The sequence below is a fragment of the Streptomyces sp. SDr-06 genome (assembly GCF_003324565.1).
Classification (GTDB): domain Bacteria; phylum Actinomycetota; class Actinomycetes; order Streptomycetales; family Streptomycetaceae; genus Streptomyces.
Genome location: NZ_QOLA01000023.1, coordinates 18,056 through 31,782, shown reverse-complemented (window position 1 = coordinate 31,782; position 13,727 = coordinate 18,056). Strand labels below are relative to the sequence as shown.

General features: G+C 72.8%; 13 protein-coding genes. 5 read left to right on the top strand and 8 right to left on the bottom strand.

What is annotated here, in order from left to right:
• Position 1: 1 nt before the first annotated feature.
• From DT019_RS32185 to DT019_RS32175, 3 genes are all read right to left on the bottom strand, one after another.
• Positions 2-1,051 (bottom strand): Zn-dependent alcohol dehydrogenase, encoded by a 1,050-nt coding sequence (locus DT019_RS32185; RefSeq protein WP_114040505.1) that lies wholly within the window; start codon positions 1,049-1,051, stop codon positions 2-4.
• Positions 1,048-2,187, bottom strand: a complete 1,140-nt coding sequence (locus tag DT019_RS32180; protein ID WP_114040504.1) for an acyl-CoA dehydrogenase family protein — start codon at positions 2,185-2,187, stop codon at positions 1,048-1,050. The genes DT019_RS32185 and DT019_RS32180 overlap by 4 nt, the downstream gene beginning before the upstream one ends.
• Before the next feature lie 436 nt (positions 2,188-2,623).
• Complete coding sequence (locus DT019_RS32175) at positions 2,624-3,550, bottom strand: SDR family oxidoreductase (RefSeq protein WP_114040503.1); 927 nt, start codon at positions 3,548-3,550, stop codon at positions 2,624-2,626.
• An 87-nt stretch (positions 3,551-3,637) separates the two neighbouring features.
• Here DT019_RS32175 and DT019_RS32170 point away from each other — a divergent pair, with 87 nt between their 5' ends.
• On the top strand, positions 3,638-4,564 hold the full coding sequence (locus tag DT019_RS32170; RefSeq protein WP_114040502.1) for a cyclase family protein: 927 nt from the start codon (positions 3,638-3,640) through the stop codon (positions 4,562-4,564).
• A gap of 249 nt (positions 4,565-4,813) precedes the next feature.
• Here DT019_RS32170 and DT019_RS32165 read toward each other — a convergent pair whose 3' ends face one another.
• From DT019_RS32165 to DT019_RS32155, 3 genes are all read right to left on the bottom strand, one after another.
• Complete coding sequence (locus DT019_RS32165; RefSeq protein ID WP_114040501.1) at positions 4,814-5,335, bottom strand: ATP-binding protein; 522 nt, start codon at positions 5,333-5,335, stop codon at positions 4,814-4,816.
• 418 nt (positions 5,336-5,753) lie between these two features.
• The gene (locus DT019_RS32160; protein WP_114040500.1) at positions 5,754-6,614 is read right to left on the bottom strand and encodes an acyl-CoA dehydrogenase family protein; all 861 of its coding nucleotides are present in this window, start codon (positions 6,612-6,614) and stop codon (positions 5,754-5,756) included.
• On the bottom strand, positions 6,614-7,777 hold the full coding sequence (locus DT019_RS32155) for an acyl-CoA dehydrogenase family protein (protein ID WP_114040499.1): 1,164 nt from the start codon (positions 7,775-7,777) through the stop codon (positions 6,614-6,616). The genes DT019_RS32160 and DT019_RS32155 overlap by 1 nt, the downstream gene beginning before the upstream one ends.
• 149 nt (positions 7,778-7,926) lie before the next feature.
• Between DT019_RS32155 and DT019_RS32150 the strand changes: the two genes are divergently transcribed.
• Positions 7,927-9,462: a class I adenylate-forming enzyme family protein gene (locus DT019_RS32150; RefSeq protein ID WP_114040498.1), complete on the top strand. Its 1,536-nt coding sequence runs from the start codon at positions 7,927-7,929 to the stop codon at positions 9,460-9,462.
• A 37-nt stretch (positions 9,463-9,499) separates the two neighbouring features.
• The gene (locus tag DT019_RS32145; RefSeq protein WP_114040497.1) at positions 9,500-10,444 is read left to right on the top strand and encodes a phosphatidylinositol-specific phospholipase C; all 945 of its coding nucleotides are present in this window, start codon (positions 9,500-9,502) and stop codon (positions 10,442-10,444) included.
• A gap of 9 nt (positions 10,445-10,453) precedes the next feature.
• Here DT019_RS32145 and DT019_RS32140 read toward each other — a convergent pair whose 3' ends face one another.
• The gene (locus tag DT019_RS32140) at positions 10,454-11,002 is read right to left on the bottom strand and encodes an EF-hand domain-containing protein (protein ID WP_317617827.1); all 549 of its coding nucleotides are present in this window, start codon (positions 11,000-11,002) and stop codon (positions 10,454-10,456) included.
• A 90-nt stretch (positions 11,003-11,092) separates the two neighbouring features.
• Complete coding sequence (locus DT019_RS32135) at positions 11,093-11,467, bottom strand: STAS domain-containing protein (RefSeq protein WP_114040495.1); 375 nt, start codon at positions 11,465-11,467, stop codon at positions 11,093-11,095.
• A 215-nt stretch (positions 11,468-11,682) separates the two neighbouring features.
• On the opposite strand from DT019_RS32135, the gene DT019_RS32130 reads away from it, so the two are divergent.
• Together DT019_RS32130 and DT019_RS32125 are read left to right on the top strand one after the other, a co-directional pair.
• Complete coding sequence (locus DT019_RS32130) at positions 11,683-12,267, top strand: sigma-70 family RNA polymerase sigma factor (RefSeq protein ID WP_114040494.1); 585 nt, start codon at positions 11,683-11,685, stop codon at positions 12,265-12,267.
• Positions 12,268-12,275: 8 nt separating this feature from the next.
• Entirely contained in the window at positions 12,276-13,721 is a 1,446-nt protein-coding gene (locus DT019_RS32125) for a zf-HC2 domain-containing protein (RefSeq protein WP_114040565.1), read from the top strand.
• Positions 13,722-13,727 lie beyond the last annotated feature (6 nt).

Here is a 13,727-nt window from a genome sequence, read left to right as displayed (position 1 = left end):
GCTAGAACGTCAGCACCCCCCGCGCCACCCTCCCGTGGTGCAGGTCGTCCGCCGCCTTGGTGAAGTCCTCGACGGGGTACGTCCTGGTGACCAGTTCGTCGAGGAGCAGGGCGCCGCGGCGGTACAGGTCGGCATAGCGCGGGATGTCGCGCTGGGGGCGCGAACTGCCGTAGCGGCAGCCCAGGATGGACTTGTCCAGGAACAGGGCGGCGGGCGCGAACGACGCCTCGACCGTGGGGGCGGTCATGCCGAGCAGGATCGCCTGGCCGTGCCGGTCCAGGAGGTCGACGGCCGCGCGGACCAGGGCCGGGTGGCCCACGCATTCGAAGGCGTGGTCGGCGCCGCTGGGCAGGAGGTCGCGGACGCCGTCGGCGGAGGGCAGGAAGTGGGTGGCGCCGAACCGGCGGGCCAGCGGCTCCTTCGCCGGGTTGGTGTCCACGGCGACGATCACCGAGGCGCCCGCGATGCGCGCACCCTGGATGACGTTGAGGCCGATCCCCCCGGTGCCGATGACCACCACCGTCTCGCCGACGTCCACCCTGGCCCGGTTGAGCACCGCGCCCACGCCCGTCAGGACCCCGCAGCCGATCAGGGCCGCCGAGGTGAGCGGCACGTCCTCGGGGATCCTGATCGCCTGTACGGCCTTGACCAGGGTGCGTTCCGCGAACGCCGAGTTGGCGGCGAACTGGTGGAGCGGCGCTCCGCCCCGCGAGAACGGGCGGCCCGGCATGCCGATCGCCTTGCGGCACATCGTCGGCCTGCCCCGGTCGCACTCGGCGCACGCCCCGCAGTTGGCCAGCGTGGACAGGGCGACGTGGTCGCCGGGCGCCACATGGCCGACCCCCGCGCCCACCGCCTCCACCACGCCCGCGCCCTCGTGGCCGAGCACCACCGGCACCGGGAACGGGATCGTGCCGTCGATGACGGACAGGTCGGAGTGGCACAGCCCGGCCGCCGCGACGGCCACGAGCACCTCCCCCGGGCCCGGGTCCCGTACCTCCAGATCGTCGACGACCTGGCTCTGCTTCCCGTCGAACACGACGCCTCTCACGGAACACGGACCTCCCTGGGCAGGCCGAGCACCCGCTCGGCGATGATGGTGCGCTGGATCTCGTCCGAGCCGCCGTAGATCGTGTCGGCCCTGCTGAACAGGAACAGGTGCTGGAGCGGGTCGAGTCCGTAGGGCCGTGCCTCGTCCCAGTCGGCCGGTCCCACGGCGCCGGCCGCCCCCCGCACCGCCATCGCCAGCTCCCCGAGCCGCTGGTGCCAGCCGCCCCACAGCAGCTTGGCCACGCTGGACGAGCCCGACTCGCCCGAACCCCCCAGCGTGCGCAGGGCGTTCCACCGCATGACCCTCAGCTCGGCCCACTGGTCGACGAGACGCCGCCGCAGGACGGGATCACGGACGGCACCGCTGTCGAGCGCGAGGGATACGACGCGCCCCAACTCCGCCTCGAAGCCGACCTGTTGGGCCAGCGTGGAGACCCCGCGCTCCAAGTCGAGCAGACTCATGGCGACCTGCCAGCCGTTGCCCTCGCCGCCCACGAGGTGCTCGGCCCGCGCCTCGGCGCCGTCGAAGAACACCTCGTTGAACTCGCTCGTCCCCGTCATCTGCCGGATCGGGCGGACCTCGATCCTGCCCGGCTGGTCCATCGGGACGAGGAGGAACGACAGGCCGTGGTGGCGCCGCGAGCCCTCCTCGGTACGGGCCAGCACGAAGCACCAGTCGGCCTCGTGGGCCAGCGACGTCCAGATCTTCTGACCCGTGACGCGGTACGTGTCGCCGTCGCGGCGGGCGGCGGTCCGGACCCCGGCCAGGTCGGAGCCCGCGCCGGGTTCGCTGTAGCCCTGGCACCACAGCTCCTCGCCGCGGGCGATGGGGGGCAGGAAGCGGTCCTTCTGGGCGGGGGTGCCGTGGGCGAAGAGGGTGGGGGCGAGGAGGTTCTCGCCGATGTGGCCGGTGCGGGTGGGGGCCCCGGCGCGGGCGTACTCCTCGGCCCAGACGACCTGCTGGGTGAGGGTGGCGGTGCGGTTGCCGTACGCTCCGTCCGGCCACCCCAGCCCGATCCAGCCGCCCCGGCCCAACTCCCTCTCCCAGTCCTCGGGTTGGTCGGCCATGTGGGTGGCCAGCCAGGTACGGGCGGCGTGGCGGAAGGTGTCGTCCTGCGGGTCTGTGCGGAAGTCCACGGTGCCTCCAGTCGAGAGAGCGTTCTTCCCCACCCCGCGGGTGCGGGCATCCCTGGGGCTCCGCCCCAGACCCCGTTCGCGCCTTAAGGGCGCTCGTCCTCAATCTCCCCCAAGGCCTTAAGGGCCAGGGGGGACCCCCATGACGGGCTGAAACGCCCCGTGCGGGCCAGCACCATCCCGCCAGGGGCGCGGGGAACGGCGCGAGAAGCGGGCACGGTCCGCAGATCGAAGGGGGTTAAGGGGCGCGGGGAACTGCGCGAGAAGCGGGCACGGTCCGCGGGGGTCGTGCGGGCATCCATCGCCTCCGGCATGAGAGGAGCGGGGGGTTCGGGGGCGGCGCCCCCGGGGCTCAGCCATCTCGACCCGCCGCACGGGCGGGTGGGCAAGCCCCCGGGGTCTGGGGCGGAGCCCCGGGCATGGCGGAGGGAGGGCACGCTCAGCCCGCAGGGGGCCCCGCGTTGGGACGGGCCGAGGACGCCGCGGCCTGAGCCATCTCCTCCAGCCGCGCCAGCATCGGCATGGGATCCACCCCCACCGTCCCCGGCAGGAAGTCGGCGATGCGTTCAGGCGTCCAGCCCCCCTCCGCGTACCCCGCGCGGAGCTCCCGCGGCTGCGCCCACACCGCGATCTTGGGACCCGCGACGGTGTACACCTGCCCGGTGATCCCCTCGTCCCGGGCCCGCTCGGACAGCAGATAGACCACCAGCGCCGCGACGTCCTCCGGCGAGCCGATCTCCTTGAGCTCCATGGGGACGTTGGCCGACATCCGGGTGCGGGCGACGGGCGCCACCGCGTTCGCCGTCACCCCGTACTTGTGCAGGCCGAGCGCGGCGCTGCGTACCAGCGAGATGATGCCCCCCTTCGCCGCGCTGTAGTTGGCCTGGGCGACACTGCCCTGGTGGTTGCCGCTGGTGAAGCCGATCAGCGTGCCCGAGCCCTGCTTGCGCATCACCGCCGACGCGGCCCGGAACACCGTGAACGTGCCTTTGAGGTGCGTGGCGACCACCGGGTCCCACTCCTCCTCGGACATGTTGAACAGCATGCGTTCGCGCAGGATGCCCGCCACGCACACCACCCCGTCGATCCGCCCGTACCGCGCCAGCGCCGTGTCCACGATGCGCTGGCCGCCCGCCATCGTGGAGATGTCGTCGGCGACGGCCACGGCCTCGCCGCCCGCCGCGACGATCTCCTTGACCACCCCGTCGGCGATCTCGCTGCTGGGCTCACCGCCCTCGATCGAGACGCCGTAGTCGTTGACGACGACCCTGGCTCCCTCGGCGGCCGCGGCGAGCGCGACGGCGCGGCCGATGCCCCGGCCGGCCCCCGTCACGGCGACGACCTTGCCTGCCAAGAAGTTCCCCACGTCCGGCCCCTTCCCGCGGTTTCTGACGGCCCGTTAGATTTTATGTCCGGTCGGACGCGTCACCACAAGACCCCGGGAGGGACGGGTATGTCACTGCCGCCCGAGTTCCACGACATAGCCAAACGCGTGAACAACTGGGGCCGTTGGGGGGCCGAGGACGAGCGGGGCACGCTCAACCTCATCACCGACGAGGTGATGCGGGGCGCCGCCGCCGAGGTCCGGTCCGGCCGCCGCATCCCGCTCGCGCTCCCGCTCCGGCAGGACGGCGTCCAGACCGGGATCATCCCCGGCCGGATCAACCCGCTGCACACCATGGTCCAGATCAACCAGGAGATCTTCGGACCCGGCACCGTGGCGTGCAGCGACGACGCGGTGACCTTCGGGCTCCAGGCGGCCACCCACTGGGACGCCCTCACGCACGTCTCGCACTCCGGGAAGATCTACAACGGCCGCCCCGCCGCCACCATCACCGCGCACGGCGGCGCCGAGTTCAGCGGCATCGACAAGACCGGCCCTGTCGTCTCGCGCGGGGTCCTGCTCGACGTGGCCCGTGCCAAGGGGCTAGACCGGCTCGAAGGCGGGCACGCGGTGACCCCGGAGGACCTGGCGGAGGCGGAGGAGTTCGCGGGGGTCACCGTGCGCGCCGGGGACATCGTCCTCGTACGCACCGGACAGATGCGGGTGTACCTGTCCGGGGACAGGCTCGGCTACGGCTATCCGTCGCCGGGGCTCTCCGTGCGGACGCCCGAGTGGTTCCACGCCCGGGACGTGGCGGCGGTCGCCAACGACACGCTCACCTTCGAGATCTTCCCGCCCGAGATCGAGGACCTGTGGCTGCCGGTGCACGCGCTCGACCTGGTGGAGATGGGGATGCTCCAGGGCCAGAACTGGAACCTGGAGACGCTGTCCACGGCCTGCGCGGCGGCGTCGCGCTACGCGTTCCTGCTGAGCGCCATGCCCGAGCCGTTCGTGGGAGCGACCGGAACGCCCGTCGCCCCGGTGGCCGTTCTCTAGGCCCGACTCACGGGTGGCGGCGCCGCGTGCGCGCCCCGAGCGCGGCACCGTCGCCGCCACCCGGCATCGGCGACCGGCTCCGCTCCTCGTGTGCCCTGAGAGGAGCCTCGTCCTGGTGGAGCTGACGCCGAGCCGCGACCCGCACTCGCCGAGGCCGTGCAGGGCCTCGGCGTCCCCTCGCGACGAATCGCTCATCCCAGGGTGATCAGGGCGCAACGATGCGTCAACACCCGGTGGGTGGTTCGTCACTTATGCGGTATTTGTGACAGCGCGTGGAGCCTCGTAAGCCCCGCTCCCGTACGCCCCGTCCGTGCGCCCCGAACGCTCCTTGAGCCCCGAATGACCCGAAAGCTCCGGTGCGGACTGCGCTCCGGGCGCGTCGCGGTCCACCTCGCACCAGATCGACTTGCCCCCGCCCTCGGGGCGCCAGCCCCAGCGGTCGGCGAGCCCGTCGACGAGTTCGAGCCCGCGCCCGTTGGTGTCGTCACCCTGGGCGTGGCGCGGTCGGGGCGGACAACAGCTGCTGTCCGCCACCTCGACCCGCACCGTGCCGCCCTCCGCCGGGCCGAGCAGCATCCGCAGCACCGCCGGACAGCCCGTATGCACCACGGCGTTGGTGACGAGCTCCGAGATCAGCAGGATCAACGTCTCGGCGCACGGCTCATCGAGCCCTATGCCGGAACCCGCCAGTCGCGAGCGCGCCCACTTCCGGGCCCGGCCCACCTCGGCGGGATCCGGTCCGACCTCCAACTGAACCTGAAGCACCTGCACCGTTCACACCATCCGAACCGGCGGACACATCGCCTCGCGCCTCACAGGGACCACCATCGGGGTCACGGAATGTGATTCCCATGGGAGACAGCATGGTTGACGTACAGTCACCGCAACAAGCGCTTCGGGCATATTCCAGCGCGAAGGAGTATGCGTGGTGCATACTGTGCGGCTCACCGTGCGGAGAACCGAACGGGAGCACGTACAACGCCCCCGTCCGGCGCGGTCGGCGTGCGTTTCCGGGCCCGGAGCCGCCGCATCGGCAACGCCGGGAGAGCCGGGCCACACCACCTCTCGCATCCCACGGAGAGTACCGGAGAGCACCCCCGGGTCCGGCTCGTGGAGAGTGCGCCGGGCCTGCCGGTTGTCAACACACCGTGACCATGTACCGCGCACGGGTCACCTCCTGGCCGCCGCCCTAGAGCGCGGCGGCCAACGCCTCGGCCGCCTGCGACGCCGACTGCCACTGCTCGGCCCGCACCCAGGCCCGCTTGAGGTGCAGATGCACGTCGGCCTCCCAGGTGAAGCCCATTCCGCCGTGCACCTGGAGACAGTCGCGCGCTCCCCGCACGGCCGCCTCGTCGGCGAGTAGTTTGGCCCCGGCGATCTCGTCCGGGTCGCCCGTCACGGCCGCCGCGTAGACGGCGGCCCGCGACACTTCGGTGCGTACGAGCATGTCCGCGCAGAGGTGCTGCACCGCCTGGAACGCGCCGACCGGCCGCCCGAACTGCTCGCGCGTCCGCGCGTGTTGGACGGCGAGCTCGGTGGTGCGGGCCGCGCTGCCCAGCTGTTCGGCCGCGGCGAGCAGCACGGCTTCGGGCACGGTGGACGTACGGGTCCCTGGCGTCCGGTGCAGCGGCGTCAGCGGGTCGAGCGAGCGGAGGGGCCTCGCGTCGCGGGCGTCGCCCTGGACGTGGTCGGACTCCGCCAGCCAGCCGACGAGCCCGCCGTCGACCCGGGTCACCACCGTCTCGCCGGTGGCCGCGCCCGCCACGGACCCGGCCGCGAGGTGCGTCGCCACCAGCGGTCCCGGCAGCAGCGCCCGCCCGGCCTCCTCGAACACGAGCACCGCCTCGGGCAGTCCGAACCCGACCCCGCCCTCGTCCTCCGGCAGGCGCAGGGCGAAGAACCCCGCGTCGCCGAGCGCGCGCCACAGGGCGCGGTCGAGGCCCGGCCGCTCCACGGCGGCCCGCAGGGCCTCGTGGTCGAACCGGGCGTCGAGCAGCTCCCGCATCCCCGCCCGCAACGCGCGCTGCTCATCGGTGGGTTGGAAGTCCATCAGCGCCCCTTGGGCAGGCCGAGGATGCGCTCGGCGACGATGTTCCGCTGGATCTGCGAGGTGCCCGCGGCGATGGTGTACGAGAGGGAGGAGAGCCGGTCCAGGGTCCAGTCGTGGTCGAGGTCGAGGCAGTCGGGGCCCAGCACCCGGGCCGCGGTGTCGTACAGCTCCTGGCGGGCGTGCGAGTAGCGGAGCTTGAAGACGGAGCCGCCGAGGCCGGGCACTCCGCCGCCCCGCTCCGCCTCGCTCACGTTCCACTGGGTCAGCCGCCACAGCGCGGTGAACTCGGCGTTCAGCAGGCCGAGTTGACGTCTGAGGGCGCTGTCGTCCCAGCGGCCGTTCTCCTTCGCGGCGGCCGCGAGTTCGGCGAGCGTCCGGCGGCAGGCCACCACTTCCCCCACGAAGGCGGTGCCGCGCTCGAAGGACAGGGTGACCATGGTGACCCGCCAGCCGTCGTTCTCCGCGCCGACCCGGTTGCCCACCGGGACCCGTACCTCGTCCAGGAACACCTCGGCGAACTCGGCCGACCCGGCGAGTGTGCGCAGCGGGCGGACCGTGACGCCGGGGGCGTCCATCGGCAGGGCGAGCCAGGTGATGCCCCGGTGCTTGGGCACCGCCTCGCTGATGGGCTCGGTGCGCACCAGCAGTTCGCACCAGTCGGCGACTTCGGCGTGCGAGGTCCAGATCTTCGAGCCGGTCACGACGTAGTCGTCGCCGTCGCGCACCGCCCGGGTGCGCAGCGCCGCGAGGTCGGAGCCCGCGTCCGGTTCGCTGAAGCCCTGGCACCAGATCTCGTCGCCGCGCAGCACCGGCAGCAGCCAGCGCGCCCGCTGCTCGGGGGTGCCCTCGGCGGCGATGGTGGGGCCCGCGTGCAGCAGTCCCACGAAGTTCGCGCCCACGTAGGGCGCGCCCGCCTTCTCGGTCTCCTCCAGGTAGATGAGGTGCTGGGTGGGGGTGGCCCCGCGTCCGCCCGCCGCCTCGGGCCAGTGCAGCCCGGCGTACCCGGCGTCGTACAGCATCCGCTGCCAGGTGGTGTCGTAGGCGCGTCGCGCCGGCCAGTCCAACGGGTCTGGTTTCGGCGGGAGTTTGGGCAGCGAGACCGCCAGCCACTCCCGCAGCCGGGCCCGGAAGGCCTCTTCCTCCTCGGTGTACGTCAAATCCATCGGCGCTCCTCGGCAGGCCCGCGGACCCTCGGCTCGCATATCTGATGCTCCGTCAGATGGCAGGCTAGCTCCCGCGCCTCTGGACCAGCAAGGAGCGGGCGCCTACCCTCTCGGGCATATCTGACGGCTCGTCATCTGGGGGCTGGGCCATGACCGACACCGCACACGCGCTGGGCTCCTCGCGCACGCTCTGGGAACTGATCGAGCGCCGGGCCGAGCTCACCCCGGACCGCCCGGTGCTGCTCCAGGGCGACCGCACCCTCACCTTCGGCGGCCTGCGCGAGCGCTGCGAGCGGGTGGCCGCAGGGCTGTACGGGATGGGCGTGCGCCCCCGGAGCGTGGTCGCCTGGCAGCTGCCGACCCGCATCGAGACGGCGGTGCTCTCCTTCGCGCTGGCCCGGCTCGGCGCGGTCCAGTCGCCGGTGATCCCCTTCTACCGGGACCGCGAGGTCGGCTTCGCGCTGCGCGCGTCCCGGGCGGAGTTCTTCGCGACGCCCGGGGTGTGGCGCGGCTTCGACCACACCGCCCTGGCCCGCCGCCTCGGTGCGCGGAACGTCTTCGAGGCGTACGGACAACTTCCGGACGGCGACCCGGCGTTGCTGCCGCCCCCGCCCACCGAAGGCACGTCCGTCCGCTGGATCTACTGGACCTCCGGCACCACCTCCGACCCCAAAGGCGTGCTGCACACCGACCGTTCACTGATCGCGGGCGGCTCCTGCCTCGCGCACGCCCTGCGCCTGTCGGCCGCCGACGTGGGCTCCATGGCCTTCCCGTTCGCCCACATCGCCGGTCCCGACTACACGGTGATGCTGCTGCTCTACGGCTTTCCCGCGGTGATGTTCGAGCACTTCGCGCTGCCGGACGCGCTGGCGGAGTACCGACGCCACGGGGTGACGGTGGCGGGCGGCTCGACCGCCTTCTACTCGATGTTCCTGGCCGAGCAGCGCAAGCGCCCCGGCGAGAAGGTGATCCCCACCCTGCGGCTGCTCGCGGGCGGCGGCGCCCCGAAACCGCCCGAGGTCTACCACGCGGTCGTACGGGAGATGGGCGTGCAGCTCACCCACGGGTACGGCATGACCGAGGTCCCCATGATCACGATGGGTGCCCCCGACGACACCGCCGAGAACCTGGCCACCACCGAGGGCCGCCCGCCGCCCGGCATGGAGATCCGCGTCACGGACGAGGCGGGCCGGCCGGTGCCCCCCGGCACCGACGGCGAAGTGCGGCTGCGCGGCGAGGCGGTGTGCCGGGGGTACCTCGACCCGGCCCAGTCCAAGGACGCCTTCGACGCCGACGGGTTCCTGATCACCGGGGACGTCGGGCACGTCAAGGAGTCCGGGCACCTGGTCCTCACCGGGCGGATCAAGGACATCATCATCCGCAAGGGCGAGAACATCTCCGCGAAGGAGATCGAGGACCTGCTGCACACCCATCCCGGGGTGGGCGACGCCGCCGTGGTCGGCCTCCCCGACGCCGAGCGCGGCGAGCTGGTGTGCGCGGTGGTCGAACAACCGCCGGGAGCGGCCGAGTTGACGCTCGTCGGCCTCACCTCGTTCCTGCGCGAACAGGGGCTGTCCGTGCACAAGTTGCCCGAGCGGCTCGAGGTGATGGAGGCGCTGCCGAGGAACGAGACGCTGCGGAAGGTGCTGAAGTACAAGTTGCGCGAGCGCTTCGGCGGGGCATGACCCCTGCGCCCTGCCCCTCCCCGACGAGGACGGACCGATGGAACTCACTCGCAGACACCTCATGCTGGGCGCCGCCGCGCTCTCGGCCACCACCCTCCTCCCGGCCACGGCGCACGCCGCCGTCCGGCCGCGCGCGAGCGCGAACCCGGCCGACTGGATGGCGGCGCTGCCCGACGGCCTCTCGCTGCTCCGCATGACGATCCCGGGCACGCACGACTCCTGCTGCACGAACCCGAACAACGGCACCGAGTGGTCGCACACCCAGAACTGGGGTCTGACCCAGCAGTTGCAGCAGGGGATCCGCTTCTTCGACATCCGGGCCAACGGGCTCCAGGGTCACCTCAAGGACGCCTTCGGGATCTACCACGGCGCCTTCTACCAGGGCATGACGTTCGGCGACGTGCTCACCCAGAGCGCCGCCTTCCTGGACGCGCACCCCGGTGAAGTGCTCCTGATGCGGCTCAAGAAGGAGAACGGCACCAGCAACGACGTGGGCGCCGACTTCAAGAACGTCCTCGACGTCTACCTCGACCAGAAGGGCTGGCGGCCCCGGTTCCTGATCACCGACCGGGTGCCCACGCTCGGCGAGGCGCGCGGCAGAATCGTGCTCATCGCCCAGTTCGACAACGACTGGCCGGTGCTCCAATGGCCGGGCGGGGACAACGACTTCCTGTCCAACCAGTACATCCGGCTCCAGGACATCTACCAGGGTCTGTCCTGGCCGTCGAAGAAGACCGCCAAGGTCACCCAGCAGTTCGACAACGCCTTCAACGACCAGGACTCGGCCCAGCTCTACATCAACTTCACGAGCTACGCGGGCGGCGGCTGGCCCAAGGTCAACGCGGACGCGATCATGCCCGGCGTACAGAGCTATCTGGCCGCGCGCCTGAGCCAGAGGACCCACCTCGGGGTCGTCCCGATGGACTTCCCCGACTTCCACGCGGACACCCTGCGCACCCTGATCGACTGGAACGGGCACTGACCGCCGCGGCTACGGCAGCGTCGTGAAGTAGGCGGCGAACGCGGCCAGCGCGGCCGGTTCGGTGATCCGGCCGTCGGCGTCCGCGTCCAGGGCCACGGCCACGTCGGAGGCGATCCCGGGCGCGACGCCGAGCGCCCGCAGCGCACGCTCGGCGTCGGACACGGAGACCGTGCCGACGCCGTCCGTGTCGGCCACCGCGAACGCCGCGTGCAGGAAGGGCCGGGCGATCTCGGTGAACCCGGCCGTGCGGTCCCGCAGCCGTTTCACGGCGCCGCCCACGAACTCCTGCCGGGTCACCCGCTGGTCGCCGTCCACGTCCGCGATCCCGGCCAGCCCCTGCCACAGCGCCTCCGCGCCGCCGTACAGCGCCTGGCCCTTGTCGCAGCGGGCGGTCGTGTCGAACTCGGCGAGCAGCGCGGCGGCCGCCGTCGAGAAGTCCTCCCGGTCGATCCAGCCGTTGCCGTCCTGGTCGAAGGAGGCGAACCGGGCGGCCACCCTGCGCTCGTACTCCGCGTTGTCGGGGCTCTCGGGGCGCTCGGGACTGTCCATGCTGTCCATGGCCGGAGCGTACGACCAACGGCGCCCGCGCGAGGGGGTTACGCGGACGAGTACCGCGAGCGGGGTCCCGGTCACGGGGACGCGGCGGCTTTACGCGGAGAGGGGTTCGGCCAAGTCGTCGGAGGCCGAACCCACATCCCCGTACACCTCGAAGAGCCGGCGCACCCCGAGCGCGGCCAGCACCTTGTTCACATGGCTGCCGTCGAGGGCGCCGCGCGCGGGCAGGATCAGCCGCAGCCGGCCCTGACAGGAACGCATCAGACGGCGGGCCGCTATCAGCACGCCCACGCCGATCGAATCGCAGAACACCACCCCGGACAGGTCGAGGACCAGGTTCCGGCGGCCGTCGGCGACCACCGCGTGCACCTGCCGGCGCAGCCCCGGTGAGGTCACCAGGTCCAGCTCGCCACTCACGCGCAGCACCGTCCACGCGCCCTGCTCGGACTCGTCCACCCTCAGCGTCACGTCGCCGGCCCCTCTTCTTCTCTTTGCTGCCGTGCCCCGTGGTTGCGCCCTGCCCCGCCCCACTCCCGCGAAACACGCCCTTTACCACCAGCGGACTTTGCGAGGGCGTACTTGGTGCAAACCTCCGTGCATTGTCAGCCCGTCGCATTACATTCGTAGGTACACAGGGACGGGCGCACAGGGGCACAGACGGGGACGACAGGGTTGGGGAGCCTATGCCGAAGGACGCACCACCTCGGTGGGACCGCCGGATGCAGCAGCGGCTCGCGCGCGGCGAGGCGGCCGCGCTCGGCGAGCTCTACGACCGGTTCGCTTCCCTGGTGCACAGCCTCGCCCACCGCGTGCTCAGCGACGAGGCCGCGGCGGACCAGATCACCCGCGAGGTCTTCGGGTACGTGTGGGAGAACCCGGACGCCTACGACCCCAAGCAGGGTTCGATGCGCTCCTGGGTCGCCAAGCTCACCCAGCGCCAGGCCGTGCAGCGCCTGCGCCAGGACGAAGCGTCCTCGTACGCGGAGAACGGCGGGGGCTGCTCGACCGAGGAGCTGGAGCTGAAGGTGCGCCGCGCGTCGGCGGCCGCCCGCGCCGACTACATCGTGACGTCGATGCCCGCCCCGCTGCGCGCCGCCCTGGAGCTCGCCTACTTCCAGCGCCGCGACTACCGGCAGGCCGCCGCCGACCTCAGCATCACCGAGGACGAGGCGCGCCGGCGCCTGCGGCTCGGCCTGCAACTGCTCTCCTCGGCCATCACCCGGCCGCCGGAAGGAGCCGCGCCGCCCGGATACGGACGGGCGCTGTGAGCGGGCCGATGGAGCAGGGCGAGCCCACGCCCGACGACGAGAACACCCCGCGCATACCGTCACCGCGGGCGGCGGGCGACGACCTGACGGGCGGCGAGCGGGGCTCCGGCGCGTTCGTGCCCGGGCCGCGCGAGGGAAACCGTTTCCTCCCGGCGTCCCCGGAACCGCCCCGCGCGACCGAGCCCGAGCCGGGCCCCGAGCCCGCACCGCGCGGCTCGACGGATCCCGGCGCGGAGCCGGAAGCCGCGGCGGACGGCGAACCGTCCACCGCCGAGGCGGGGCCGACGGGCCCCGAAGCCGCCCCCCAGGAAGCGACGGCGCACGAACCCGTCCCGCGGGAAGCCGCGCCGCCCTCGCACACCGTGCTGAAGTCGCTGCTCGGCGCCTGGGCGCTCGCCGCGTGCTCCGCCGAGGAGACCGACGCCGTCGAGGCGCACCTCACCGAGTGCGCGCCCTGCGCGGACGAGGCGCTGCGGCTGCGCGACGCGGTGGGGCTGCTCCAGGCGGAGCGCAGTCTCGACCTCGACCCGATGCTGCGCGCCCGCGTCCTGGAAAACTGCCTGGGCCGTCGCCCGGCCCGCATTCCGGTGCCCGCCTGGGCGGCCCCGTACGACGCGGAGGCCGCCCGGCTCGACGCGCTGCTCAACGACTTCGGGGACGCCGAGTGGCATGCGCCGGTGCGTCTGAAGTGGTTCGAGCGGGAGCGCCGGGCCACCCGGCGGACGACGGTCGCCGGGGTCATCGGACACCTGATGGCCGTCGACGCGCTGGTGGCGACCGCCCTCGGTCTCGACGAGCCGGTGCCGCTCGACGCCGAGGCCGCGGCGGGCGGCCCCACCGCGCGCACCGAGGCACTGTGGCAGGCCGGGCAGTACCCGCTGACCCGCACGGTCCGCGACCCCTGGCGCGAGCAGTCCCACACGCTGATCCGCACGGTGTCCTTCGCGGGCCGGGGTGCGGCCGAACTGGACGTGTGCTACGGGGAGTTCGCGCTGCCGCTGCAGGACGCGATGCTCGACCGGGCCTTCGAGTGCTGGATCCACGCCGGGGACATCGCGGAGGCCGTGGACTATCCGTACGACCCGCCGTCCGGGACGCATCTGCACGGCATGATCGACCTGGCGGCGCGCATCCTGCCCGCCGTCCTGGCCGACCGCCGCCGGGCGGGGCTCGCCGCGCCGCCGCGCGGCCTGGTCACGGCGGGCTCCCCGGGCCGTTCGCTGCGCCTGGAGATCGAGGGCGTGGGCGGCGGCGACTGGCACATCGCGCTCGACTCCCCGGCGGCCGTCGCCTCGCCCGAGCACGAGGTGGCCCATGTCGCCCTGGACGGCGTGGAGTTCTGCAAACTGGCCGCTGGGCACGTGCCGCCGCAGGACGCGGCCGCGGGCCAGCTCGGCGACCGCGAGGCCATCAGGGACGTCCTGTTCGCGGCCGCCTCATTGAGCCGACTCTGAGCGGGC

Coding starts and splice junctions, on each gene's coding strand:
- DT019_RS32155 (WP_114040499.1), bottom strand. CDS start 7,777: ATGGATTTGACGTACACCGAGGAGGAAGAGGCCTTCCGGGCCCGGCTG.
- DT019_RS32160 (WP_114040500.1), bottom strand. CDS start 6,614: ATGGACTTCCAACCCACCGATGAGCAGCGCGCGTTGCGGGCGGGGATG.
- DT019_RS32125 (WP_114040565.1), top strand. CDS start 12,276: ATGGAGCAGGGCGAGCCCACGCCCGACGACGAGAACACCCCGCGCATA.
- DT019_RS32130 (WP_114040494.1), top strand. CDS start 11,683: ATGCCGAAGGACGCACCACCTCGGTGGGACCGCCGGATGCAGCAGCGG.
- DT019_RS32150 (WP_114040498.1), top strand. CDS start 7,927: ATGACCGACACCGCACACGCGCTGGGCTCCTCGCGCACGCTCTGGGAA.
- DT019_RS32170 (WP_114040502.1), top strand. CDS start 3,638: ATGTCACTGCCGCCCGAGTTCCACGACATAGCCAAACGCGTGAACAAC.
- DT019_RS32145 (WP_114040497.1), top strand. CDS start 9,500: ATGGAACTCACTCGCAGACACCTCATGCTGGGCGCCGCCGCGCTCTCG.
- DT019_RS32140 (WP_317617827.1), bottom strand. CDS start 11,002: ATGGACAGCATGGACAGTCCCGAGCGCCCCGAGAGCCCCGACAACGCG.